This window comes from Streptomyces sp. NBC_01012, assembly GCF_045162755.1.
In the GTDB taxonomy this organism is placed as follows: Bacteria; Actinomycetota; Actinomycetes; order Streptomycetales; family Streptomycetaceae; genus Streptomyces.
In genome coordinates this window covers 3,943,824-3,966,023 of the sequence record NZ_CP108688.1, presented here as the reverse complement: position 1 = coordinate 3,966,023, position 22,200 = coordinate 3,943,824, and the positions used below count along the sequence as shown (strand labels likewise).

Here is a 22,200-nt window from a genome sequence, read left to right as displayed (position 1 = left end):
TGTGTCGATGAGTGGAAAGTGCCGTTCACTGGGGTCCCTGCACACCGTTTCCCTACGCGATCCAAGGAGCCCCCGACATGGCGTCAGGACCCCGAATCGGCCTGCCCGCACCGGACTTCACCCTTCCCGGCGGCGTACTTTCCGGCACCGCGCCCGGCAGCGCGTCCGACACCGGCTCCGACGCCGGTTCCGGCACCGGTTCCGACAGCGCCTTCGCCCGGCGCGACTGGACGCTCTCCGCCGCGCGCGGCCGGGCCGTCGTCCTCGCCTTCTACCCGGGCGACAACACGGCCGTCTGCACCAAGCAGCTCTGCTCCTACTCCTCGGGCCTCGAAACCTTCGACGGCCTCGACGCCGAGGTCTGGGGAATCAGTCCACAGGGTGTGGACAGCCATGAGTCCTTCGCCCGTGACCACGGTCTGCGCATGCCTCTGCTGGCCGACACGGAGCGCGCGACCGCGCGGGCCTACGGAGTCACCGCACCCGGTATCGGCGTACGCCGCTCCGTCTTCCTGATCGGGCCCGACGGCGTGCTGCGGTGGAAGCACGTCGCCCTGCTCGGAGCCACCTTCCAGTCGCTCGACACACTCGCCGAGCAGCTTTCCGGCATCAAAACCTCGTAAAAACTGCCGGACTCCGGCAGTACCACAACGACGTCCTGTATGGGACCATTCAGCCAGTTCGACGGAAGCTTTTCGGGGGAACAGCGAACAACGGGGAGTGGTCACGTGACCGTTTTTCTAGGTCTCGGCATTGCGGGAATAGTGCTTCTCGCCATTTCCCTGATCTTCGACGGAATCCTCGAAGGGCTCCTCGGCGACGCGCTGGGCGGGCTGTTGAACGGCTTCTTCGACGGCCTGCTCTCCCTGCCGGTCATCGCGGGCTTCCTGTCCATGCTCGGCTTCGGCGGAGCGATCGTCCTCGGCGCCACCGGCGCCGGCACCCCCCTGGCCCTGGCGGCCGGCGCGGTGGCGGGTATCGTCGCGGCCTGGCTGACGTGGAAGTTCAGCAAGGCGCTGATGCGGGATCAGACCGCGGCCACACCGCGCGGTGACGATCTCGTCGGCACCTCGGGCTCGGTGGTCACACCGATCCCGGCCGACGGTTACGGCGAGGTCCTGCTGCGACTCGCAGGCCAGACCGTGAAGTTCTCCGCGAAGAGCGCGGCACCCGTCGAACGCGGCGCCGAGGTCTGGGTGGAAGCCACGCTCTCGACCACATCGGTCACGGTCCGCCCCGTCGAGCGCTGACCACAGTCCCGCCCAGCCTCAAGCCTGTCTGTCCGAAACCCGCACAGCCGAACACACTGCCGTCCCGTCGGGAGGGCAAGGGGGACACCTCTCATGAGTCCAGTAGCGATCGCCATCATCGGAATTGTCGTACTTCTTGTACTTCTGGCCCTGGCCGTGATCACCCGGTACAAGGTGGCAGGGCCCAGCCAGGCCTTCATCATCACGGGGCGCCGCGGCAAGAAGTCTACCGATCCGGTGACCGGACGCACCAGCATCGACAACAGCGGTCAGAAGGTCGTCGTCGGCGGCGGCGTCTTCGTCGTGCCCTTCGTCCAGCAGAAGTTCACGCTCGACCTCTCCAGCCGGCACATCCCGGTCGCCGTGCGCGGCGCAGTCACCCTGCGCGGTGTGAAGTCGAATCTCGAAGGCGTCGCGATCGTCAAGGTCGGCGGCAGCGAGGACGCGATCCGCGCGGCGGCCCAGCGTTTCCTCCAGCAGCAGGACGGCATCGTCGGCTTCACCCAGGAAGTGCTCTCCGGAGCCCTCCGCGCCATCGTCGGCCGTATGTCCGTCGAGGACGTCATCCGCGACCGCGCCGCGTTCGCCGGGCAGGTCGCCGAGGAGGCCGAGGCCAGCCTCTCCGGCCAGGGCCTCATCCTGGACGCCTTCCAGATCCAGGACATCACCACCGAGGGTTCCTACCTGGAGGACCTCGGTCGCCCCGAGGCCGCCCGCGCCAAGCAGGAGGCCGACATCGCCGAGGCCATCGCCCGGCGCGCATCGGAGCAGGCACGGCTGAAGGCGGCCGAGGAGATCGCCATCGCCGAGCGGACGTACTACCTCAAGCAGGCCGAGATCAAGGCCGAGACCGAGGCGGCGGCGGCCAAGGCCAACGCCGCGGGACCGCTCGCCGAGGCGGCGCGCCAGCAGGAAGTGCTCAGCGAGCAGGAGAAGGTGGCCCAGCGACAGGCGGCCCTGACGGACCGTGAGCTCGACACCAAGGTCCGTAAGCCCGCAGACGCCGCCCGCTACCAGGCGGAGCAGGAGGCCGAGGCCCGCCGCATCGCCCAGGTCAAGGAGGCCGAGGCCGACGCGGAGCGCTCCCGCCTCACCGGTCAGGGTGAGAAGCTCCACCGCTCGGCCCTCGCCGACGCCGTACGCATCGAGGGTGAGTCCGAGGCCGCGGCCATCGCCGCGAAGGGCTCCGCCGAGGCCGAGGCCATGCAGAAGAAGGCCGACGCCTTCGCCCAGTACGGCGACGCGGCCGTGCTGCAGATGCTGGTCGAGGTGCTCCCGAGCGTCGTCGCCAAGGCCGCCGAGCCGATGAGCGCCATCGACAAGATGACGGTCATCTCCACGGACGGCGCCAGCCAGCTGTCCCGCACGGTCACGGACAACGTGGCCCAGGGCATGGAACTCCTCAGCTCGACCACGGGTGTCGACCTGGGCGCGCTGCTCCAGAACCTCAAGGGCAGGACGGCCACGGCCGACGTACCGGCGCCCGCCGGCGCCCCGGAGTCCGCATCGCCCTCGCCGAACGGCGAGCAGATCGAGATCAAGGACTGACAAGCCCCGTCCCCACCCGGGCCCGGCCGCGACGCCTCAGCGCGTCAACGCCGGGCCCTTGTGCGTCCAGCCCCGGGGGGCGGTGACGGTCACCGCTGCGGGGGCAGCTGCCGCAAGCCGTTCTCCAGGAGCGCGAACGCGCTTTCCGCGTCGGCCAGCGCGGCCTCGTAGCGCACGTCGGCCGACTCTCCGTGTGCCAGGCGGGTGGCGTTGTCCTGGGCGAGCACCCACTGGACGGCGACGATCTGGACGGAGGCCAGCCGCGCCATCAGCTCGGGGGCGTCCGCCGTCTCCCGCAGCGCCATGGCCAGTGCGCCTTCCGCGCTGGTGATGAACTTCTCCATACGGGACCTGAGCGCCGGCGCGTCCATGATCATCCGGGTGAGCCGCAGCACATCGGGCCGGTCGTTGAGCCCGGTGATCGGGTCCCTTTCCCGCAGCCCCTCGACGAAGTGCTCACGGAGCGCGGCCAGCGGATCGGTGCCGGGCGGGCGGTCCCGCACCACGCGCCCGGATTCCGTCTCGTGGTCCGCGAGGCGGTGCACCACGAGGTCTTCCTTGGTCGGGAAGTAGGCGAAGAGCGTGCGCTTCGAAACCTCGGCGGCCTCGGCCACCTGCGCCACCGAGACCTGGTTGAAGCCGTGTTCGAGGAACAGCTCGATCGCCGCGTCGGAGATCGCCGCGCGGGTCCGCTGCTTCTTGCGCTCACGCAGTCCTGGCTTGACGTCCACGGAGTACATCGTAGCACTTGACTCACCTCAGGAACTTTTTCCCCTCGGGAACTTTTTGCACCTGGTATACATTTAACCCCGGGAGAGATCGAGCGAGGGAGAACGACTGTGCTGACGGAGAAGTCGACCGAGATCGTCATCGTGGGCGCCGGCCCGGCCGGGCTGATGCTGGCGTACGAGCTGTCCCTGGCCGGGGCCGAGACCCTGGTCCTGGAGAAGCTGGACCAGCGCATCCAGCAGGTGAAGGGCGGCACGATCCAGCCCCGCACCGCCGAGCTGCTGGAGTCGCGCGGGCTCCTCGAGCCGCTGTCGCGCCGTGCCATCGCGCGTGACCGGGTGGGCGGGCACTTCGGGGCCCTGCCCGTGCCCCTGGACTGCACCCCGTGGCGGACCGGGCATCCCTTCCCGATCTCGATCCCCCAGTGGGAGATCGAGGAGGTCATCGAGGAGCGGGCGATCGCCGCCGGTGCGCGGGTGCTGCGCGGCTCCGCCGTCACCGCAGTCGAGCCGCAGGACGACGGTGTGGTGGTCACGGCGGGCGCCCTGCGGGTGCGGGCCCGCTATCTGGTGGCGTGCGACGGCGGCCACAGCACGGTGCGGAAGCTGCTCGGCCTGCCGTTCCCCGGCAGGTCCGGGACCCAGCAGGCGGTGCTGGCCGACATCAGGCTGTCCACCGTGTCGTCGCTGGTACCTGAGCAGATCGGGCACATGAGCACGCTGACGCGTCAGGCCGGGGGCTACTGGTCCATGCTGGTGCCGCTCGGCGGCGACCGTTACCGCATCACCTTCGGGGAGATGGGCCTGAAGGACACCGACCGGGACGCCCCCGTCACCCCCGAGGAGATCTCGAAAGCGGTGCGCGCGGTGTACGGCGAGGAGACCACGCTCGGCTCCGTGGACAATTCCTCCCGGTTCAGCGACGCCACCCGGCAGCTCGAGCAGTACCGCGTGGGCCGCGTCCTGTTCGCGGGCGACGCCGCCCACATCCACCCACCGCTGGGCGGCCAGGGCCTCAACATCGGCATACAGGACGCGTTCAACCTCGGCTGGAAGCTGGCCGCGGCCGTCCGGGGCCGGGCCCCGAGCGGCCTCCTGGACAGCTACCACGCGGAGCGGCATCCGGTCGGAGCGCAGGTCCTGCACCACACGTCGGCCCAGCGCGTGCTGGCCTATCCGAATCCGGACCAGGACGTGGCCGCCCTGCGTGACATCGTCACCGATCTGCTGCGGCTGCCCGACACCAACCGCCACCTCGCGGGGCTCATGTCCGGCCTCTCCCTGCGGTACGAACTGCCGGGCGACCACCCGCTCACCGGGCAGCGCGTGCCGGACACCGATCTGGTCACCGAAGCCGGTCCCACCCGGCTGTCGGCGCTCTTCGCCTCGGGGCATGCCGTCCTGCTCGACCTGACCGGAAGCGTCCCGGCCGAGCTCCCGCTGCCGCCCCGGGTCGATCTCGTCCGCGCCACCTGCACCGACGGTCCGGACGCCGCTGTCCTGCTCATCCGTCCGGACGGCCATGTCCTCTGGGCCGCGGACAGTTTCACGGGCCGGAGCGACGCCCTGCTCGCCGCCGTCGACGGAGGCCTGGCGACGGACGCCCCGCTGAGCCGGAGGGCGGCCGGTGCGTGACCGGGGCCATTGACGGGGCCCGTTAAGGTAATGGGCGACTAAAGAAATGATCAAAAGCACCACCTTATCGCCGCGCTCCTCGGGAGGAAGCCATGGGAACCCACCGCACGTCACTGCCAGGAGTCGGCGTCCAGTACGACTACACCACCGAGTCGGGGCAGCACATCTCCGTGGTCGTGCATCACGACGGGCGACGGTTCCTCGGGTTCTACGAGAAGGACGACCCAGATTCGTGCCGCCTCTCCGTACCCCTGACGACCACCGAGGCCACCGGCCTCGCGCACCTCATCGATGCCGCGCCGATCGACGCCGTACGGACCGAGGGGATCGACCTCGTCACCGAGCACATTCCGCTCGGGACCCGCTCGCCGTACGGCGGCCGGCTGCTCGGGGACACGAAGGCGCGGACCCGTACCGGCGCGTCGATCGTGGCCGTTCTGCGCACCCACAGTGCGCATCCGTCCCCGGGGCCGGACTTCCGGCTGGCCATCGGAGACACGCTCGTTGTTGTAGGAACGCGTGAGGGCGTGGACACGCTCTCCGAGATCATCGCGGAGGGCTGACCGTGCACGACACGACCGCACTGCTGGTGGAGCTCGGCTCCGTCATTCTGGGGCTCGGCATCATCGGACGTTTTGCCGGGCGGATAGGGCTCTCGCCCATTCCCCTGTATCTGCTGGCCGGACTGGCCTTCGGGGAAGGCGGGCTGCTGCCGCTCGGCGCAAGTGAGGAGTTCACCGCCATCGGCGCCGAGATCGGCGTCATCCTGCTTCTGCTCCTTCTCGGCCTGGAATACAGCGCCTCGGAGCTTGTCACCAGTCTCAAGACGCAATATCCGTCCGGGGCCGTCGACTTCGCACTCAACGCGACGCCCGGTGCCATCGCCGGCCTGTTGCTCGGATGGGGCCCCGTGGGGGCCGTCGCACTGGCCGGCGTCACCTGGATCTCGTCATCGGGCGTGATCGCCAAGGTGATGACCGACATGGGCAGACTCGGTAACCGCGAGACGCCCGTCATCCTCGGTGTCCTCGTGATCGAGGACCTCGCCATGGCCGTCTATCTGCCGCTGCTCACCGCCATGCTGGCCGGCGTCGGCCTGGCCGGCGGCAGCATCGCCCTGCTGGTCGCGCTCGGCACCGTCGGGTTCGTGCTCTATCTCGCCCTGCGCCACGGCAGGGTCATCAGCCGCGCGGTGTCGTCCGACAACCCCGAGATGCTGCTGCTCGTCGTCCTCGGGCTCACCGTCCTGGTGGCCGGAGTGGCCCAGCAGCTCCAGGTCTCCGCCGCCGTCGGCGCCTTCCTCGTGGGTATCGCCCTGTCCGGTGAGGTCGCCGAGGGCGCGCGCAAGCTGCTGACACCGCTGCGGGACCTGTTCGCCGCCGTCTTCTTCGTGTTCTTCGGGTTGTCCACCAACCCGGCTGAGATCCCGCCCGTGCTGCTCCCGGCGGCGCTGCTGGCGATCGTCACGGTCTTCACGAAGATCGGCACCGGCTGGTACGCGTCCAGGCGGGCCGGGGTCGGGCCGCGCGGCCGTTGGCGCGCCGGAGGAACGCTGGTCGCGCGCGGCGAGTTCTCGATCGTCATCGCCGGTCTGGCCGTGGCGACCGAGCCGCGCATCGGGCCCATCGCGACCGCGTACGTACTGATCCTGGTGATCGTCGGACCGCTCACCGCCCGGTGGACGGAGCCGATCGCGTCGAAGCTCCAGGGCGTGCTGGCCGGTAAGCAGACCAAGCCGGCCGTGGCCACCGCCGAGCCCGAGCCGATGCCGTCGCACGACGACCTCACGCCGGAGCCCGCGGGCCGCGACTCCGACTGAGGGCGCGGCGGGTTCCCGCCGTCGTAGGTCAGAGCGGGGTGGCCGCGTGGAGGATGCCGACGAGCGTCACCGTCGCGTTGAGCGACGACAGCGCCGAGGCCGCCGTCCCCACCGTCGCGGTCACCGCCGCCACGGCCAGATGCGCGGAGGCCGGGGGCCAGAGTCCGGCCGATGGTTCGGGGTCGAGCAGCGCCGCCACCCGGCGCGGCACGGGGCCCGCCGCCGCGAAGGCGGGGAGCACCCTGGACCCCGGCGGACGGTGCGAGAAGAGGGCCGCCTTGCCGACCGCCGTGGCGACGGCCCGGCGGCTGCCGATGGCGTACGCCGCTTCCTCGTCCGCCCAGCGCTCGGTGCTGTACGCCACTGCCGTACGCAGCGGCAGGAGTAACGGGTTGGCGCGGGCCGCCAGTTGTGTCACCAGCAGATGGCGGTGGTGGCGGCCGGTCAGGTGCGCGCGTTCATGCGCGACGAGCGCCCGGCGCTCACGGGCGTCCAGGCAGTCCATCATCGCGGTGGAGACCACGACCCGGCCGCCGCGCCCGCGCCTGCCAGGGAGGGCGTAGGCGTACGGGCCGGTGGACGCGACCACCACGAGGTCGCCGGTGCCGCCGTGGCCCGCGCCGCCGTGGCCCGCGCCGCCGTGGCCGGTGCGATCCAACAAGGTGGCGGCCTCCGGCAGGGCGGCGGCCTCCGGCAGGGCGCGGGTGGCGCGGATGCGGGTCCGGGCGTGCCGGAGCAGAGTGCCGCAGCAGGCCGTCAGCACCGCCGCCAGGACGCCGATCGCGATCAGGCCGGCCTTCTCCTCGTACGGCACCGCGGCGCTCACCTCGGGTCCTGACCAGCTGTCGGGCAGCGGATTGCCGGGCAGCTGGGCGGTGCCCGCCACCATGAGCAGGACCAGGCACAGGGTGCTGCACAGCGCCAGCGTCGAACTCGCGACGGACAGCAGCCGGGTGGCGCTCCTGGGATGCAGGTGCTGTTCGGCGAGGCGCGCCATGGGGAGGGCGGTCAGCGGCAGAACGAGTGGCAGGTAGACGAAGACGCCCATCGTCGGTGGTTCTCAGCCTTCCGGAGCTAAGGGGCCGTCGGGGTCGTGCGCACCGCCGCGGCCGTCGGGGTCGTCACTGTCGTCGGGGTCGTCACTGACGTCGGCGCCGTCGCTGTCATCGGCCGCGCGGGAGAGTAGGGCGCGGAGCCTCGCCTCGTCGCCGGCCGAAAGGGCGGAGACGAACCGGGCCAGGACGGCCTCCCTGTCACGCTCACCGTCCAGGACGCGGCGCATTCGCAGGGCGGCGAGGCCCGCCTCGTCGGATGCCGGGGTCCAGGCGTAGGAACGGCCCTGTCTGGCGCGGGTCACGGCCTTCTTCTCATGGAGGCGGGAGAGGATCGTGATGACCGTGGTGTAGGCGAGGTCACCGTCGAGGTGCTCCTGCACCCAGCCGGCCGTCGCGGCCCCGCCCGCGGACCGCAGCACGGTCAGGACCTGGGACTCCAGCTGCCCCTGGCGGCGCCTGGGCAGCCGTGAGCCGTCCCGGGTCCCGCCGTCGTCCGCACCTGTGGGCCTGTTCATCCGCCGCATCCTACTGAGTGGCCGGGTGGCCGGCCTGTCGGTCGCCGGTTGTCCGAAGGGCCATCCATGGTTCTTCTACACAGTTGTAGAGTTTGCCTGGTTCCCGCATCACAGGCAACGCAACCTTATGGAGACGTGTCATGGCCCTTTGGGATCGGATCAAGGAATCCGCGTCGTCGATGCAGACGCAGCTGGAGTCGAAGAAGAACGACCTGAAGAGCGGGTCGTTCCGGGACGCGAGCATGGCCATGTGCGCCCTGGTCTCCGCGGCTGACGGTTCCATCGACCCGTCCGAGCGGCAGCGCGTCGCCACGCTCATCAGCACCAACGACGTGCTGAAGAACTTCCCGGCGGACGACCTCCAGCGCCGGTTCAACGACTATGTGAACAAGCTGACCGCGGACTTCGCCCTCGGCAAGGTCAGCGTGCTCCAGGAGGTCGCCAAGGCGAAGAAGAAGCCCGCCGAGGCGCGTGCCGTCATCCAGATCGGCATCGTGATCGGCGGCGCCGACGGCGACTTCGACCAGTCGGAGCAGGGTGTCGTGCGCGAGGCGTGCTTCGCGCTGGACCTGCCGCCGCACGAGTTCGACCTGTAGGACACATGCCCGCGGCGTGTACGGCCCGGCCCCTCGGGCCGTACACGCCGCGCCCCCTCAGAGCTCCTTCGCGGGCCAGTCCAGCAGCCGGGCGCCGATCACCGCGGTCTGCAGCGTGTAGCGGTGCATCGGGTCGGACGGGTCGGAGCCGGTCAGCTGGTGTATCCGCTCCAGCCGGTATGTCAGCGCCCGCACGCTGAGCGAGAGCCGGCGGGCCGTCTCGGCGGCGACACAGCCCGCGTCGAAATACACCGACAGGGTCCGCAGCAGCGGTTCCGCGCCACCCCGTGCCTCCTTGAGCGGGCCCAGCTCACTGCGCACCAGGTCGGCCATCGCCTGCCGGTCCCTGGTCAGCACCGGATAGACCAGCAGGTCGGCGGCGTACAGCACGGGGTCGTCGAGGGCCATCCGCTGAGCCATGTCGAGCGCGTCCAGCGCCTCGTCGTAGGAGTGGACCACCCCGCCCGGGCCGCGGTGCGGGCGGCCCACCGCGACCTGGCCGCCGTCCGTCGCGGCGTGGGACTGCTTCGCGAAATACCGCAGGACGTCCGGCTGGCTGCCGGGGGCTATGCAGACGAGCCGCCCGTCCTTCGTGGTGATCAGGATCTTCCGGCCACCGAACCGCGCGAGCAGGGCCGACTCCACCTGGCGGGGCACCGCGTCGGACTCGGCATAGGCCTCCGGGCCCGCCGCCACCGCGACGGCGTGGGCCCGTGAGAGCCGCAGCCCGAAGCGGGTGGCGCGCTCCGCGAGACGGCCCAGGTCGCTGCGCCCGTACAGCAGGTCGTCGATGAACTCCCGACGCGCGGCCTCCTCACGTCGCACCGTGATGCGCTGCGCCCGCTCGAAGCCCTCCGCGAACGCGTCGATGGTCTGCTCCACCGCGCTCAGCACGGCGTCGGTGGCGCCCGCACCCGACGAGGTGAGCGGCCAGTCCGCGCGGGTCTCCGCGAGATGGCGCCGCACCAGGGCGCGCAGCTGGTATCCGGCCTCCGCGGCCTCACGGCCGAGCGTGCGCCGGGTCTCCAGCTCGTCGCGGGTGAGCCGGCGGCCGGTTTCCGCGACCTCGGCCAGAATCCGGGCGTAGCCCTCCAGCAACCGTTCGGGGATCTCGGGCTCCGCCACGGCACACTCCTCCACACATCAGCACTCTCATCCCGTCAACGCACGGAAGCCGGTGCCGGTGCCCGGCAGGCAGGCCCCGTAAAGGCTGCCGGATTCCGGCAATGCGTCCTGACCGCCCCGGCTGACATGATCGGTCCAGCAACACACGGGGGAATCACGGGGGTTACGGGGGAACACGGGGGAAGGAACCGGTTGCTGCGGGGCCGTTCAACGGCGTCGCAGCTCCGGCCCCCTCCGCCCCTCCCGACGCGCGCGGCCTCCCGGACGATACGGCATCGCAGGGGGGTGGACCGGATGACCGAGTTCTTTACCGCGGCAGTCGCGTTCCCGGCTGTCATCTTCAGCGGCGCACTGGTGGTCGTCATCTGTTTCTGGCTGCTGGTGCTCGTGGGAGCGGCCGGGCCCGACTCCTTCGACACCGACCTCGACACCGGGGCGGTCGGCTTCGGCGGGGTGCCGGTCTCCGTGTCCGTGTCGCTGTTCATCGCCGTCGCCTGGTTCACCGGGCTGGCCGGCTCGGTCCTGGTGCTCCGCAGCGGAGCCACCGGCACCCAGCGGGCCGTACTGCACCTCGCCGTCCTGGCGGGTGCGCTCCTGATCGCCTGGGGGGTGGTCCGCATGCTGGTACGCCGCTTCCGCCGGCACTTCCCCGCGGAACCTCCTCCATCCCGGCAGGACTTCGTGGGTCAGGTCTGCACGATCCGTACGGGATCCGTCAGCGCCGACTTCGGGCAGGCCGAGGTCGCGGCCGCCGACGGGTCGACCGCGATCGTGCAGGTACGGCAGCCCTCCGCACCCGGCGATGTGTTCACATCCGGCAGTACGGGGCTCCTCTACGCCTACGACGCCGACGGCGAGTTCTTCTGGGTCTCGCCGTACGACGCGTCGCTCGCACCGCGGCACCTGCCGCGCGAGGCCGGCTGACCCGCCTTCCGCTTCCTTCTCCGGGCCCCGGCCCGTGGTTCCGCGCGCCGTCCTACGGGCGGCCGGGGCCCGACTTCTTCTCCGCACGTCCCACCAGCCGCAAGGACTGACATGGATGCCATCTCCTGGGGCATCGGCGTGATCGTCGCCGTTGTCCTGCTCATCACCATCGCTCTGGTCTTCGTCATCACCCGTCTCTTCCGCAAGGTCGAGCAGGGGAAGGCACTGATCATCTCCAAGACCAAGAAGGTCGATGTCACCTTCACCGGGGCCGTGGTCCTCCCGGTGCTGCACAAGGCAGAGACCATGGACATCTCGGTGAAGACCATCGAGATCCGCCGCACCGGGCGCGAGGGCCTGATCTGTCAGGACAACATCCGCGCCGACATCCACATCACGTTCTTCGTCCGGGTCAACAAGACCGTCGAGGACGTCATCAAGGTCGCGCAGGCCATCGGCACGGAGCGGGCCAGCGACAAGATCGCCATCCAGGAGTTCTTCGCCGCGAAGTTCTCCGAGGCGCTCAAGACCGTCGGCAAGCAGCTCGACTTCGTCGACCTGTACACCAAGCGTGAGGAGTTCCGGGACCGGATCATCCGGGTCATCGGGACCGATCTGAACGGCTACCACCTCGACGACGCCGCGATCGACTTCCTGGAGCAGACGCCGATGGCGCAGCTCGACGGCGCCAACATCCTGGACGCGCAGGGCATCCGGAAGATCACCGAACTGACGGCGATCGAGCACGTACGGACCAACGAGTTCCAGCGCACCGAGCAGAAGGAGATCACCCGGCAGGACGTCGACGCCCGCGAGACCATCCTGGAGCTGGAGCGCCGGCAGTCCGAGGCCGAGATCAAGCAGCGCCGCGAGGTCGAGACCCTGCGGGCCAGGGAGGAGTCGGCCACCTCACGGGTGCAGGAGGAGGAGCGGCTCGGTTCGCAGAGCGCGTTCATCCGTACCGAGGAGCAGCTCGGCATCCAGCGGGAGAACCAGGCACGCGAGGTCGCCGTCGCGCAGAAGAACCGCGAGCGGGTCATCGCCGTGGAGAACGAGCGCATCGAGAAGGACCGGATGCTGGAGGTCATCGGGCGCGAGCGGGAGACCGAGCTGAACCGGATCGCCGCGACGAAGGAGGTCGAGGCCGAGCGCCGTGAGGTCGCGGACGTCATCCGGGAGCGGATCGCGGTGGACCGTACGGTCGCCGAGCAGGAGGAGTCGATCCTGACCCTGCGGTCCGTCGAGGAGTCGGAGCGCACCCGCAGGTCCGTGATCATCGCGGCCGAGGCGGAGGCACAGGAGAAGCTGGTCAAGGACATCAAGGCGGCCGAGGCCGCGGAGGCGGCGGCGGTCCACCTGGCGGCCGAGCAGCTGACGCTCGCGGACGCCCGGCTGAAGACGGCCGACCTGGACGCGCAGGCGAAGCTGCGGCTCGCGGAGGGCGTCCAGGCCGAGTCCGCGGCGCCGGGCCTCGCCGAGGTCCAGGTCCGGGACGCGGAGGCCGAGGTCATCGAGAAGGCCGGCCGCGCGGAGGCCGAGGCGACCGAGGCGAGGCTCAAGGCCGAGGCGGAGGGCGCGCGCCTCAAGGCGCTGGCAGCCGCGGAGGGTACGCAGGCCCAGGCGACGGCGGACGCGGCGGTGATCGGCGAGAAGCTGAAGGCCGAGGCCGAGGGGCTCACGGAGAAGGCCGCGGCGATGGCCGCGCTGGACGAGGCCTCGCGCGGGCACGAGGAGTACCGGCTGCGGCTGGCCGCGGAGAAGGAGATCCGGCTGGCGGAGTTCGATGTGCAGCGGCAGGTGGCCGAGGCGCAGGCGACGGTCCTGGCGACGGGTCTGGAGAACGCGGACATCGACATCGTCGGCGGGGACTCGGTCTTCTTCGACCGGCTCGTCTCGTCGGTCTCGCTGGGGCGGAGCGTGGACGGGTTCGTGGAGAACTCGAAGACCGCGCAGGCCCTGGCCGGGCCGTGGCTGGACGGGTCCTCGTCCTTCACGGACGACCTGACCCGGGTGCTGGGGTCCGTCTCGTCGGGGGATGTGCAGAACCTGACGGTGTCCGCGCTGCTGATGGGGCTGATGCGGGGGACGTCGGGACCTGCCACGGGGCAGGTACGTCAGTTGCTGGCCGCGGCGGAGGAGCTGGGGCTCGCGGGGATGACGGTGTCCTCGCTCACGGGCGGGGGTGACGGCGGTGCGGGTGCTGCGGCGCCGTCCTCGAACGGGGCCGCGCCTGCGGGGGTGGCGTAGCCCGCCTGGTCTGCCCCTGGGGGCGGGTAGCCCTGTCCCCAGGGGTGGCGTGAGGGTTTCGTCCTCAATCGCCGGACGGGCTTGAATGCGCCGCGCCGGGAGGGTCATGTCCGGGGCCGGACGGGCTTGAATGTGCCGCCGGGTTGTCAGTGAGTGTTATTCCGTAGGGAGCCGTACGCATGGACCGTGACACCACACTCGCCGATGGCGGTGCCTACGAGGTGCTCCGGCGGCGGCTCTCGGCGCAGGCCGATGAGCTCGTCCGGCGGGCCGAGGCGCTCAATGTGCGGCGGACCGAGGAGTTCGGGTCGACCGGACTGCGACTGCTGGCCACCGAGCAGGTGCACACCGAGCGCGCCTCGCTGGCCCGGGACCTCGTGGCCGTCGGCGGCCGGCTGCTGTTCGGCTTCGAGCGCGGGCCCGGGGTCGGCGGGGAGCCCGGGGTCGGGGACGTCCTCGTCCTGCGGGAGGCGGGACTTGACGAGGTGGCCGGCGAAGGGCCCCTGGCCGACGAGGCGTTCGTACGGGAGTTCGCCGGCCTGCACCGCTACTTCCGCGATGCCCGGCTGCTGCGTCTGCGGAAGGTCAACGGCCGCCTCATCGCGGTGTTCCGTACCGGGGAGAACGCCGAGGACGTCCGTGTCCTGCGGTGGGCCCTCGGCGCCGACGGGACGCCCGGGGAGTTCCTGGACGCGCGGGGCGAGAAGGACCATGTCTTCCCGCCGTCGCACGACTTCGACTGGACCCCGGCGGGCCGGGACACCCACAGGACCGGGCGGCACCCGCACATCGCGGTGGCCGACGGTGCGCTCTTCGTCGACACCCTCGGCGGGACACTCACCGTCAAGACCGAGGACGACACCGAGACGCCCGACGGGATCTACGAGGAGCCCGTCGACGAGCCGCTGCAGTCCCTGGCGGACGCCGACGTCGAGTACGCGACGGCGGGCCCCCTGGTCCTGCTGCGGGTGCGCCCGTACAAGGAGGAGGCCTGGCGCCACCTGGTCTTCAACACGCTGCTCGGCCGGGTCCAGCGCCTCGACGCGATCGGTCCTTCCTGCCACCGGCTGCCCGAGGACCAGGGGATCATCTTCCCCGGCGGCTACTACCTGACCACCGGCGCGGCCAAGACCTTCGACACCGCCGACGAGCTGACCGATCCGGTCTTCGAGGGCGCGGTCCGCTCGCCCAACGGCGAGGACGTGCTGTACGTCTTCCGGTCCCGCGACGAGAGCCGCACCCTGCTCCTGCCGTACAACCTGATCCGTCAGGAGGTCGCCACCCCGCTGCTCGGCCGGGGGCACGCGCTGCTCGACGACGGCACCCTCGTGCTGCTGAAGGGCGGCGACGACGGGCCCGCCCGTGTGCACCTCTTGCAGCGCTGGCAGACCCCGTACGTCTCGGACACCTACGCCGCCTCACACCCCGCGGGCACGGGACCGCTCGCCCGGACCGGCAACGCCGACCTGGTGCGCGGGATCTCCGACTGCCTCGCCCTGGCGCACGGCGTACGCGACATGACGCCGACCGCCGCCGTGTACACCCGTCTCGTCGCCGACTGCGCCAGGGCGGGCGACCGCTACCACTGGCTCGCCGACCCGGACCTGGGCGGACTCGCCGAGCCCCTGACGGAGATCGGGGCCACCGCGGGCCAGGTCCTGGCCGAGTTCGAGACGGTGCAGGAGCTGACCCGGCAGGCCGCCGACGCCCTCGACGAGACGGCCGGTCGGCTCACCGCGCTGGTCCGCCGTATCCGGGGCGAGGCACCGCGCTCGGCCGCCGCGTGGGTCGACCAGCTCACCGAACTCCGGCGCACCCACGGCCATCTGGCGACGCTCGCCGAGATGCGGTACGCCGACACCGAGCGGATCGCCGCGCTGTCCGCCGAGGCCGAGGACGACCTGGCGTCGGCCGCGCGGCGGGCCGTCTCCTTCCTGGCCCGCGAGGACTCCTTCGCCGGCTACCACGAGGAGCTCGCCGCCCTCACCACCACCGCCGACGCACTGACGGCCGTCGCCGACGCCTCGGAGGTCGGCGACCGGCTGACGGAGATCACCGAGGGCCTGGCGACCGTCACGGACGTGGTGACCGGTCTCGACATCGGGGACGCCACGGTCCGTACGTCGATCCTGGAGCGGATCGCCGGGGTGCTGGGCGACGCCAACCGGGCCCGTGCCACCCTCGACGCCCGCCGCAGGGAGCTGCTGTCCCAGGAGGGCCGGGCCGAGTTCGCCGCCGAGTTCACGCTGCTCGGACAGGCCGTGACGGGAGCGCTGGCCGCCGCCGAATCCCCTGAGTCCTGCGACGAGCAGCTGGCGCGGCTGCTGCTCCAGCTGGAGAACCTGGAGTCCAGATTCTCGGAGTCCGGCGACTTCCTCGGCCGGCTGGCCGAGCGCAGGACCGAGGTCCACGAGGCGTTCTCGGCCAGGCGGCAGACCCTCCAGGACGCCCGCGCCCGGCGGGCCGAGCGGCTCGCGGACTCGGCCGCCCGGGTGCTGGAGACGGTCGACCGGCGGCTGGCCACGCTGGAGGACCTGGACGCCGTCCACACGTACTTCGCCTCCGACCCGATGGTCGCCAAGGTCAGGCGCACCGCCGACGAGCTGCGTGAGCTGGGCGACCCGGTGCGCGCCGACGAGCTGGACGGGCGGCTGAAGGCGGCCCGCCAGGAGGCCGGCCGTGCGCTCAGGGACCGCGGTGAGCTGTACGCGGACGGCGGCACCGTCCTCAAGCTGGGCCGCCACAGGTTCGCGGTGAACACCCAGCCCTTCGATCTGACCCTGGTTCCGCACGGCGACCGGCTCGCCTTCGCGCTGACCGGCACCGACTACCGCGCCCCGGTCACCGACCCGGAGTTCGTCGCGACCCGCCCCTACTGGGACCGGCTGCTGCCCTCCGAGTCGGGGGACGTCTACCGCGCCGAGCACCTGGCCGCCCGGCTGCTCGACGAGCACGGCGCCGACGCCCTGGCCGGCGTCCCCGACCTGGCCGCGCTCGTCCGGGAGGCGGCAGCGGCGGCGTACGACGAGGGCCATCAGCGGGGTGTGCACGACGAGGACGCCACCGCGATCCTGACCGTCCTGCTGCGGCTGCACGCCGGGGCCGGGCTCCTGCGGTACGGACCCGCCGTACGCGCCACAGCGCAGCTGTTCTGGGCGCACGAGGCCGACGACGCCCTGCGTACGTCCTGGGAGCGCCGCGCCGTGTCGCTGGCGCGGGCCCGTGACACCTTCGGGCTCGCCCCGGCGATCGCCGTCCTCCAGGAGGAGTGGGCGGCGGTCATGGGGGCGGAGGCGGCGGTCGCCGGGTATCTCTTCGAGGAGCTGACGGGCGGCCCGGCCGGCTTCGTCACCAGCGCGGCGACCCGTACGTTCCTGGAGAAGTTCCGCCGGGCGACCGGCACTTCGGCGTACGACGACGACCTGGCCGCGCTCCACGACGACCTGCCTGCCCGGCGCCAGCTGGTCGAGGGCTGGCTCGGCTCGTACGCCGACGCGTCCGGCACGGAGACCGACGCGGGGGACCTGGCGGAGGCCGTTGCCGTGGAGCTCTGCCCGGGCCTCGACCGGTACGACCGTGACGCCTCGCTCGGCGCGACGGTGGAGGGGCTGCTCGGCGACCACCCCCGCATCGAGAGGGGGACGCTGGCGGTGCGGCTGGACGAACTCCTCGCCCGTACGGCCCGGTTCCGCGCCGAGGCCGTGCCCGGCTTCCGCGCCTACCAGCGGCTGCGCACCACGCTGGTCGACTCCGAGCGCGCCCGGCTGCGGCTGGACGACCACCGGCCGCGCGTGATGTCGGCGTTCGTCCGCAACCAGCTTCTGGACGAGGTGTATCTGCCGCTGATCGGTGACAGCCTCGCCAAGCAGCTCGGCACCGCCGACGCGGACCGGCGCACCGACTCGCAGGGCCTGCTGCTGCTCGTCTCCCCGCCGGGCTACGGCAAGACGACGCTCATGGAGTACGTCGCCGACCGGCTCGGGATGGTCCTGGTGAAGGTCAGCGGGCCGAACCTCGGCCACGACGTGACCTCGCTGGACCCGGCACAGGCGCGCGGGGCGACCGCCCGCCGCGAGATCGAGAAGATCAACTTCGCCCTGGAGTCGGGCAACAACACTCTGCTCTATCTGGACGACATCCAGCACACCTCGCCGGAACTGCTCCAGAAGTTCATTCCGCTCTGCGACGCGACCCGTCGTGTCGAGGGGGTGAGGGACGGCGAGCCGCGCAGCTACGACCTGCGGGGCAAGCGGTTCGCGGTGGTCATGGCGGGCAATCCGTACACCGAATCGGGTGACCTGTTCAGGATTCCGGACATGCTCGCCAACCGGGCCGACGTATGGAATCTCGGTGAGGTGCTGAGCGGCCGGGAGGACGTCTTCGCGCTGAGCTTCGTCGAGAACGCCCTGACCGCCAATCCGGTACTCGCCCCGCTCGCCGGCCGCTCACGCGCCGACTTGGCGCTGCTGGTGCGCATGGCGTCCGGGTCGGGTCTCGCGGTGCGGGCCGATCAACTGGAGCACGCCTACGCCCCGGCGGAGCTGGAGAGGATCGTGTCGGTGCTGCGCCATCTGCTCACCGCACGCGAGACGGTCCTCGCGGTGAACGCGGCGTACATCGCCTCCGCGGCGCAGTCCGACGCGGCGCGCATCGAGCCGCCGTTCCGACTCCAGGGCTCGTACCGCAACATGAACAAGATCGCTGAGCGGATCGTGCCCGTCATGAACGAGTCCGAGCTGTCCGCCGTCGTCGACGACCACTACGCGGGCGAGGCGCAGACCCTCACCACGGGCGCCGAGTCGAACCTGCTGAAGCTGGCCGCCCTGCGCGGCACGCTCACCCCGGCACAGGCGGAGCGCTGGTCGGCGGTCACCGCCGCCCACGTCCGTACGCAGGCCATCGGCGGCGCGGACGGCGACCCCGCCGCCCGCGCGGTCGGTGCGCTCGGGCTGCTCGCGGACCGGCTCGCGGCGGTCGAGGCGGCCATCGAGCGGGCCGCGGGCCCGAGCCGGGCGGACGCACGCCCACGCCCCCGTCACGCGATGATCACCGACACGCCCGACTGAACCGGTGGGAGCAAGGCATGCTGGGTTCTGTGACCTCACTTCCTCAACAGCCCCAACGCCCCGCGAGCGGCGGCCACATGGTGGTCTGCGGTGACGACACCCTCGCCCGTCGGCTCGCCGTGGAACTGCGCTACGTGTACGGGGAGCGGGTCACGCTCCTGGTCCCGCCGGGCCGGGAGCCCAGCAGGCCGGACCAGCCACTGACCCAACGGGCCCGTGCCGGTGCCCTGTTCGGGCGGATGTCGGCGGCGATGAACCGTCACGGGGCGACGGGGAACGGCTCCGGTGACACGAACGCCGGGGTCGAGGCGGTCCGCATCATGGAGGCGCACGAGCCGTCCGACGAGGTGCTGGAGGAGGCGGGCGTCGACCGGGCCGCCGCGCTCGCCCTCGTCTACGACGACGACGAGCTCAACATCCGGGCCGCCCTGACGGCCCGTCGGCTCAATCCGCGGCTCCGCCTGGTCATCCGGCTCTACAACCGCAAGCTGGGCCAGCACCTGGAGACGCTGCTCGACCAGGCGGCTGCCGTCTCCATGCCCGGACTCGACCCGGCAGCGCTGGACGCCTCCACCACCGTCCTGTCCGACGCCGACACCGCCGCACCCGCCCTGGCGGCCACCGCGCTGCCCGGCAGCAACAAGGTCATCCAGGCCGAGGGCCTGCTTCTGCGCGCCGTCGAACGCAACCCACCGCGCCCGGGCGAGCTCGCCGACCCCGGTCTGTGCACCCTGGCCCTGCTCTCCTCCACCAGCCAGGACCCGGCCGGCAGCGAGGGCTCCGACAGCAGCGGCGACGAGGGCCCCCAGCTTCTGCCCGACCGGGCCACGGTGAACGCCGCCACGGGCCGGGGCACCGTCGTCCTGGAGGCCATCAGCCAGGTCGGACCCGACCAGGGGCCCACCCGCATGGGAGGCAGGGGCGCACCGCTCGGCAAGGTCTTCTCACGGCGGCTGCGCTGGTCGGCGCTGGGCGTCGCGGCGTCCGTGCTCGCGCTGGCCGTCACCTCGGTGGTCACCACGGGTGACAGCCCTCTGCACGCCGTCTATCTGACCCTGCTCGACCTGCTGGCGATGGGTGACCCGGCGGTCGAGGACACCGATACGACGTTCCGGCAGGTCATCCAGCTGCTCTCCGGTGTGGCGGGGCTTCTGCTGCTGCCCCTGCTGGTCGCCGCCGTCCTGGAGGCGTTCGGCTCGCTGCGTACCGCGTCCGCCCTGCGCCGCCCGCCGCGCGGTCTGTCCGGCCATGTGGTCCTGCTGGGGCTCGGCAAGATCGGTACGAGGGTGCTGGTGCGCCTGCGTGAGCTGAACATCCCGGTGGTGGTCGTCGAGGAGGACCCGGACGCGCGCGGCATCCCGCTGGCCCGCAGCCTGCACGTCCCGACGGTGCTCGGCGACGTGACCCAGGAGGGCGTCCTGGAGGCGGCCAAGATCCGCCGGGCCCGCGCGCTGCTGGCTCTGACCAGCATCGACACCACGAACCTCGAAGCCGTGCTGTACGCACGCTCGCTCAAGCCCGGCCTGCGGGTGGCGCTGCGCCTGTACGACGACGAGTTCGCCACGGCCGTCTACCGCACCCTGCGCACGGCCCACCCGCAGGCGCTGACCCGCTCCCGCTCGGTGTCCCATCTGGCCGCGCCCTCGTTCGCGGTCGCCATGATGGGCCGGCAGATCCTGGGCGCGGTCCCGGTGGAGCGCAAGGTGATGCTCTTCGCCGCCCTCGAGGTGGCGGGACACCCTCATCTGGAGGGCAGGACCGTCGACCAGGCGTTCCGCGCGGGCGCCTGGCGGGTGCTGGCCCTGGACGCCACCCCGCCCGCGGACCGTCTCCCGGACCTGGCGGCCGTACCGCCGTTCGACCCCCTCGACCCGGCCGGCCAGAGCACCCCCGACCGGCCGTCGGGGCTGGTCTGGGATCTGCACCCGGGCTATGTGCTGCAGCCCCAGGACCGGGTGGTGATCGCCGCGACCCGGCGCGGCCTGGCCGAACTCCTGCGCGGCCAGCGCTACGCGGCCCACCGCTGAGCCGGGGCAGCCTGGGGCAGCCCCCTCCCGGGGCAGCCCGCCTGGGCGGCCCGCCGCCGAGGGAGGGGCCCGCCCGGGAGGGCCCTCAGCCGATGCCCCGGAGGCCCTCAGCCGATGAGGGTCTCCTTCGGGCGGACCACGCAGAACTCGTTGCCCTCCGGATCGGCCAGCACGGTCCACGACTCGTCGCCGGTCTGACCGACGTCCGCCTCACGGGCGCCGAGCGCGAAGAGGCGCTCGATCTCGGCGTCCCGGTCCTCCGCGGCAGACGTCAGGTCGAGGTGCAGGCGGTTCTTGACGACCTTGCGATCCGTCACCGGCATGAAGCAGATGCCCACCGGTGAGGTCTCGTCCGGCCCGATCACCACCTCCCGCTCCCGCTCGGACAGGATGCGCCAGCGCAGTGCTTCGGCCCAGAACCGGGACAGGGCGGGGAGGTCGTGGGCGTCGATGACGATGTGATGCAGTGAGACGGGCATGGCGCCCAGTGTGCCCGGGGCCGCACGAACCCACTACTGAATTGTCCCCATCGCGTCCCGCACCTCCTGGAGCGTCGCCTCGGCCACCGCGTTCGCCCGTTCGTTGCCGGCCCGCAGCACGTCCCGTACGTACCCGAGGTCCTCGGCGTACTCGGCCCGCCGGGCGCGGATCGGGGCCATTGTCGCGTTGACGGCCTCGGTCACGGTCCGCTTGAGGCCGGCCGCACCGCTGCTCCCGATCTCCTCCGCGACCTCGTGCGGGTCGCGGTCGAGACAGAGCGCGGCCAGCAGCACCAGGCTCGACACCCCGGGCCGCAGCTCGGGGTCGTAGGTGATGTGGCGCTCGGCGTCGGTCGTGGCGCCCTTGATCAGCCGGGCGGTCTCGTCGGCGTCGGCGCCCAGAGCGATGGAGTTGCCGCGGCTCTTGCTCATCTTGGTGGCGTCGGTGCCGAGCAGCAGCGGCGCGACGGAGAGCAGTGCGTCGGGCTCGGGGAAGACGTCGCCGTACCGCTCGTTGAAGCGCCGGGCGACGGTGCGGGTGAGCTCCACGTGCGGCAGCTGGTCCTGGCCGACGGGCACGAGGTTGCCCTTGCAGAACAGGATGTCGGCGGCCTGGTGCACCGGGTAGGTGTACATGAGGCCGCTGACCGCGGACTGCCGGGAGTGCGCGATCTCGTCCTTCACGGTGGGGTTGCGGCCGAGCTCCGCGACGGAGACGAGGGACAGGAAGGGCAGCAGCAGCTGGTTGAGGGCGGGGACCGCGCTGTGGTTGAAGACCGTGGTGCGGGACGGGTCGATCCCGATGGCGAGATAGTCCAGGAGCAGCCCCTCCACATACTCGGTGAGCCGCTCGGCGACATCACGGTCGGTGAGGACCTGGTAGTCGGCGATCAGCACGAAGACGTCCACACCGAGGTCCTGGAGGCGCACCCGGTTGTGGAGGGTGCCGAAATAGTGCCCGAGGTGCAGGGCGCCGGTGGGCCGGTCCCCGGTGAGGACCCGGAAGCGTCCGGGGTCCAGGGCGAGCTGCTGTTCGAGTTCGGCGCTGCGGCGCACGGCGGGGCTGACGGACAGGTCGTCGGTGATGGTCACGGGGGTCTCCTCGCTGGTGGTGTACGCGTGGAGGACGGCCCGTCACGGGGCGGCGAGGCAGCGAAAAGGGCCGTCCGAAGATCGAACGGCCCTG

Annotated in this window: 17 protein-coding genes; 11 read left to right on the top strand and 6 right to left on the bottom strand. The window is 71.6% G+C overall.

Translation table 11 applies throughout. The annotated features are described in order from the left end of the window. Positions 1-77: 77 nt before the first annotated feature. The 3 genes from OG623_RS17920 (at position 78) to OG623_RS17910 (ending at position 2,798) form a co-directional block, all read left to right on the top strand. Positions 78-623, top strand: a complete 546-nt coding sequence (locus OG623_RS17920) for a peroxiredoxin (protein WP_406147656.1) — start codon at positions 78-80, stop codon at positions 621-623. A 105-nt stretch (positions 624-728) separates the two neighbouring features. Continuing rightward, a complete protein-coding gene (locus OG623_RS17915; protein WP_406147655.1) occupies positions 729-1,250 on the top strand; it encodes an NfeD family protein in 522 nt (173 codons plus the stop codon). Positions 1,251-1,343: 93 nt separating this feature from the next. Beyond that, entirely contained in the window at positions 1,344-2,798 is a 1,455-nt protein-coding gene (locus tag OG623_RS17910; protein ID WP_406147654.1) for a flotillin family protein, read from the top strand. 89 nt (positions 2,799-2,887) lie between these two features. On the opposite strand, the gene OG623_RS17905 is transcribed toward OG623_RS17910, so the two are convergent. Then, entirely contained in the window at positions 2,888-3,538 is a 651-nt protein-coding gene (locus OG623_RS17905; protein ID WP_406147653.1) for a TetR/AcrR family transcriptional regulator, read from the bottom strand. A 99-nt stretch (positions 3,539-3,637) separates the two neighbouring features. Between OG623_RS17905 and OG623_RS17900 the strand changes: the two genes are divergently transcribed. From OG623_RS17900 to OG623_RS17890, 3 genes are all read left to right on the top strand, one after another. Next, a complete protein-coding gene (locus tag OG623_RS17900; protein ID WP_406147652.1) occupies positions 3,638-5,161 on the top strand; it encodes an FAD-dependent monooxygenase in 1,524 nt (507 codons plus the stop codon). 92 nt (positions 5,162-5,253) lie between these two features. After that, the gene (locus tag OG623_RS17895) at positions 5,254-5,724 is read left to right on the top strand and encodes a cation:proton antiporter regulatory subunit (RefSeq protein WP_406147650.1); all 471 of its coding nucleotides are present in this window, start codon (positions 5,254-5,256) and stop codon (positions 5,722-5,724) included. A 2-nt stretch (positions 5,725-5,726) separates the two neighbouring features. Beyond that, entirely contained in the window at positions 5,727-6,980 is a 1,254-nt protein-coding gene (locus OG623_RS17890; protein WP_406147649.1) for a cation:proton antiporter, read from the top strand. A 28-nt stretch (positions 6,981-7,008) separates the two neighbouring features. Here the strand turns inward: OG623_RS17890 and OG623_RS17885 are convergent, their stop codons facing one another. Both OG623_RS17885 and OG623_RS17880 read right to left on the bottom strand, forming a co-directional pair. After that, on the bottom strand, positions 7,009-8,028 hold the full coding sequence (locus OG623_RS17885) for a M56 family metallopeptidase (protein ID WP_406147647.1): 1,020 nt from the start codon (positions 8,026-8,028) through the stop codon (positions 7,009-7,011). 12 nt (positions 8,029-8,040) lie between these two features. Further along, on the bottom strand, positions 8,041-8,550 hold the full coding sequence (locus tag OG623_RS17880; protein WP_406147645.1) for a BlaI/MecI/CopY family transcriptional regulator: 510 nt from the start codon (positions 8,548-8,550) through the stop codon (positions 8,041-8,043). Between the two features lie 140 nt (positions 8,551-8,690). Here OG623_RS17880 and OG623_RS17875 point away from each other — a divergent pair, with 140 nt between their 5' ends. Then, positions 8,691-9,146: a tellurite resistance TerB family protein gene (locus OG623_RS17875; protein WP_406147644.1), complete on the top strand. Its 456-nt coding sequence runs from the start codon at positions 8,691-8,693 to the stop codon at positions 9,144-9,146. Between the two features lie 57 nt (positions 9,147-9,203). Here the strand turns inward: OG623_RS17875 and OG623_RS17870 are convergent, their stop codons facing one another. After that, the gene (locus OG623_RS17870; RefSeq protein WP_406147643.1) at positions 9,204-10,271 is read right to left on the bottom strand and encodes a PucR family transcriptional regulator; all 1,068 of its coding nucleotides are present in this window, start codon (positions 10,269-10,271) and stop codon (positions 9,204-9,206) included. Positions 10,272-10,565: 294 nt separating this feature from the next. On the opposite strand from OG623_RS17870, the gene OG623_RS17865 reads away from it, so the two are divergent. The 4 genes from OG623_RS17865 to OG623_RS17850 all read left to right on the top strand — a co-directional run bounded on the left by OG623_RS17865 (position 10,566) and on the right by OG623_RS17850 (position 20,535). After that, a complete protein-coding gene (locus tag OG623_RS17865; protein ID WP_406147642.1) occupies positions 10,566-11,195 on the top strand; it encodes a hypothetical protein in 630 nt (209 codons plus the stop codon). Between the two features lie 111 nt (positions 11,196-11,306). Next, a complete protein-coding gene (locus OG623_RS17860; protein ID WP_406147640.1) occupies positions 11,307-13,442 on the top strand; it encodes a flotillin family protein in 2,136 nt (711 codons plus the stop codon). 179 nt (positions 13,443-13,621) lie between these two features. Then, on the top strand, positions 13,622-18,508 hold the full coding sequence (locus OG623_RS17855) for a DNA repair ATPase (RefSeq protein WP_406147639.1): 4,887 nt from the start codon (positions 13,622-13,624) through the stop codon (positions 18,506-18,508). Positions 18,509-18,525: 17 nt separating this feature from the next. Further along, positions 18,526-20,535, top strand: coding sequence for an NAD-binding protein (locus OG623_RS17850; protein ID WP_406147637.1), 2,010 nt, complete (start codon positions 18,526-18,528; stop codon positions 20,533-20,535). 107 nt (positions 20,536-20,642) lie between these two features. Here OG623_RS17850 and OG623_RS17845 read toward each other — a convergent pair whose 3' ends face one another. Beyond that, positions 20,643-21,014, bottom strand: a complete 372-nt coding sequence (locus OG623_RS17845) for a VOC family protein (protein ID WP_362893844.1) — start codon at positions 21,012-21,014, stop codon at positions 20,643-20,645. Positions 21,015-21,047: 33 nt separating this feature from the next. Further along, positions 21,048-22,106 carry a tryptophan--tRNA ligase gene (gene trpS, locus OG623_RS17840; RefSeq protein ID WP_406147635.1) on the bottom strand — a complete coding sequence of 353 codons (1,059 nt, stop codon included), beginning with the start codon at positions 22,104-22,106 and terminating at the stop codon, positions 21,048-21,050. Positions 22,107-22,200 lie beyond the last annotated feature (94 nt).

Excerpts from the sequence above, each read along its gene's own strand:
- OG623_RS17920 (WP_406147656.1), top strand. The coding sequence starts at position 78 with ATGGCGTCAGGACCCCGAATCGGCCTGCCCGCACCGGACTTCACCCTT.
- OG623_RS17910 (WP_406147654.1), top strand. The coding sequence starts at position 1,344 with ATGAGTCCAGTAGCGATCGCCATCATCGGAATTGTCGTACTTCTTGTA.
- OG623_RS17905 (WP_406147653.1), bottom strand. The coding sequence starts at position 3,538 with ATGTACTCCGTGGACGTCAAGCCAGGACTGCGTGAGCGCAAGAAGCAG.
- OG623_RS17895 (WP_406147650.1), top strand. The coding sequence starts at position 5,254 with ATGGGAACCCACCGCACGTCACTGCCAGGAGTCGGCGTCCAGTACGAC.
- OG623_RS17885 (WP_406147647.1), bottom strand. The coding sequence starts at position 8,028 with ATGGGCGTCTTCGTCTACCTGCCACTCGTTCTGCCGCTGACCGCCCTC.
- OG623_RS17880 (WP_406147645.1), bottom strand. The coding sequence starts at position 8,550 with ATGAACAGGCCCACAGGTGCGGACGACGGCGGGACCCGGGACGGCTCA.
- OG623_RS17875 (WP_406147644.1), top strand. The coding sequence starts at position 8,691 with ATGGCCCTTTGGGATCGGATCAAGGAATCCGCGTCGTCGATGCAGACG.
- OG623_RS17865 (WP_406147642.1), top strand. The coding sequence starts at position 10,566 with ATGACCGAGTTCTTTACCGCGGCAGTCGCGTTCCCGGCTGTCATCTTC.
- OG623_RS17860 (WP_406147640.1), top strand. The coding sequence starts at position 11,307 with ATGGATGCCATCTCCTGGGGCATCGGCGTGATCGTCGCCGTTGTCCTG.
- OG623_RS17855 (WP_406147639.1), top strand. The coding sequence starts at position 13,622 with ATGGACCGTGACACCACACTCGCCGATGGCGGTGCCTACGAGGTGCTC.
- OG623_RS17850 (WP_406147637.1), top strand. The coding sequence starts at position 18,526 with ATGCTGGGTTCTGTGACCTCACTTCCTCAACAGCCCCAACGCCCCGCG.
- OG623_RS17845 (WP_362893844.1), bottom strand. The coding sequence starts at position 21,014 with ATGCCCGTCTCACTGCATCACATCGTCATCGACGCCCACGACCTCCCC.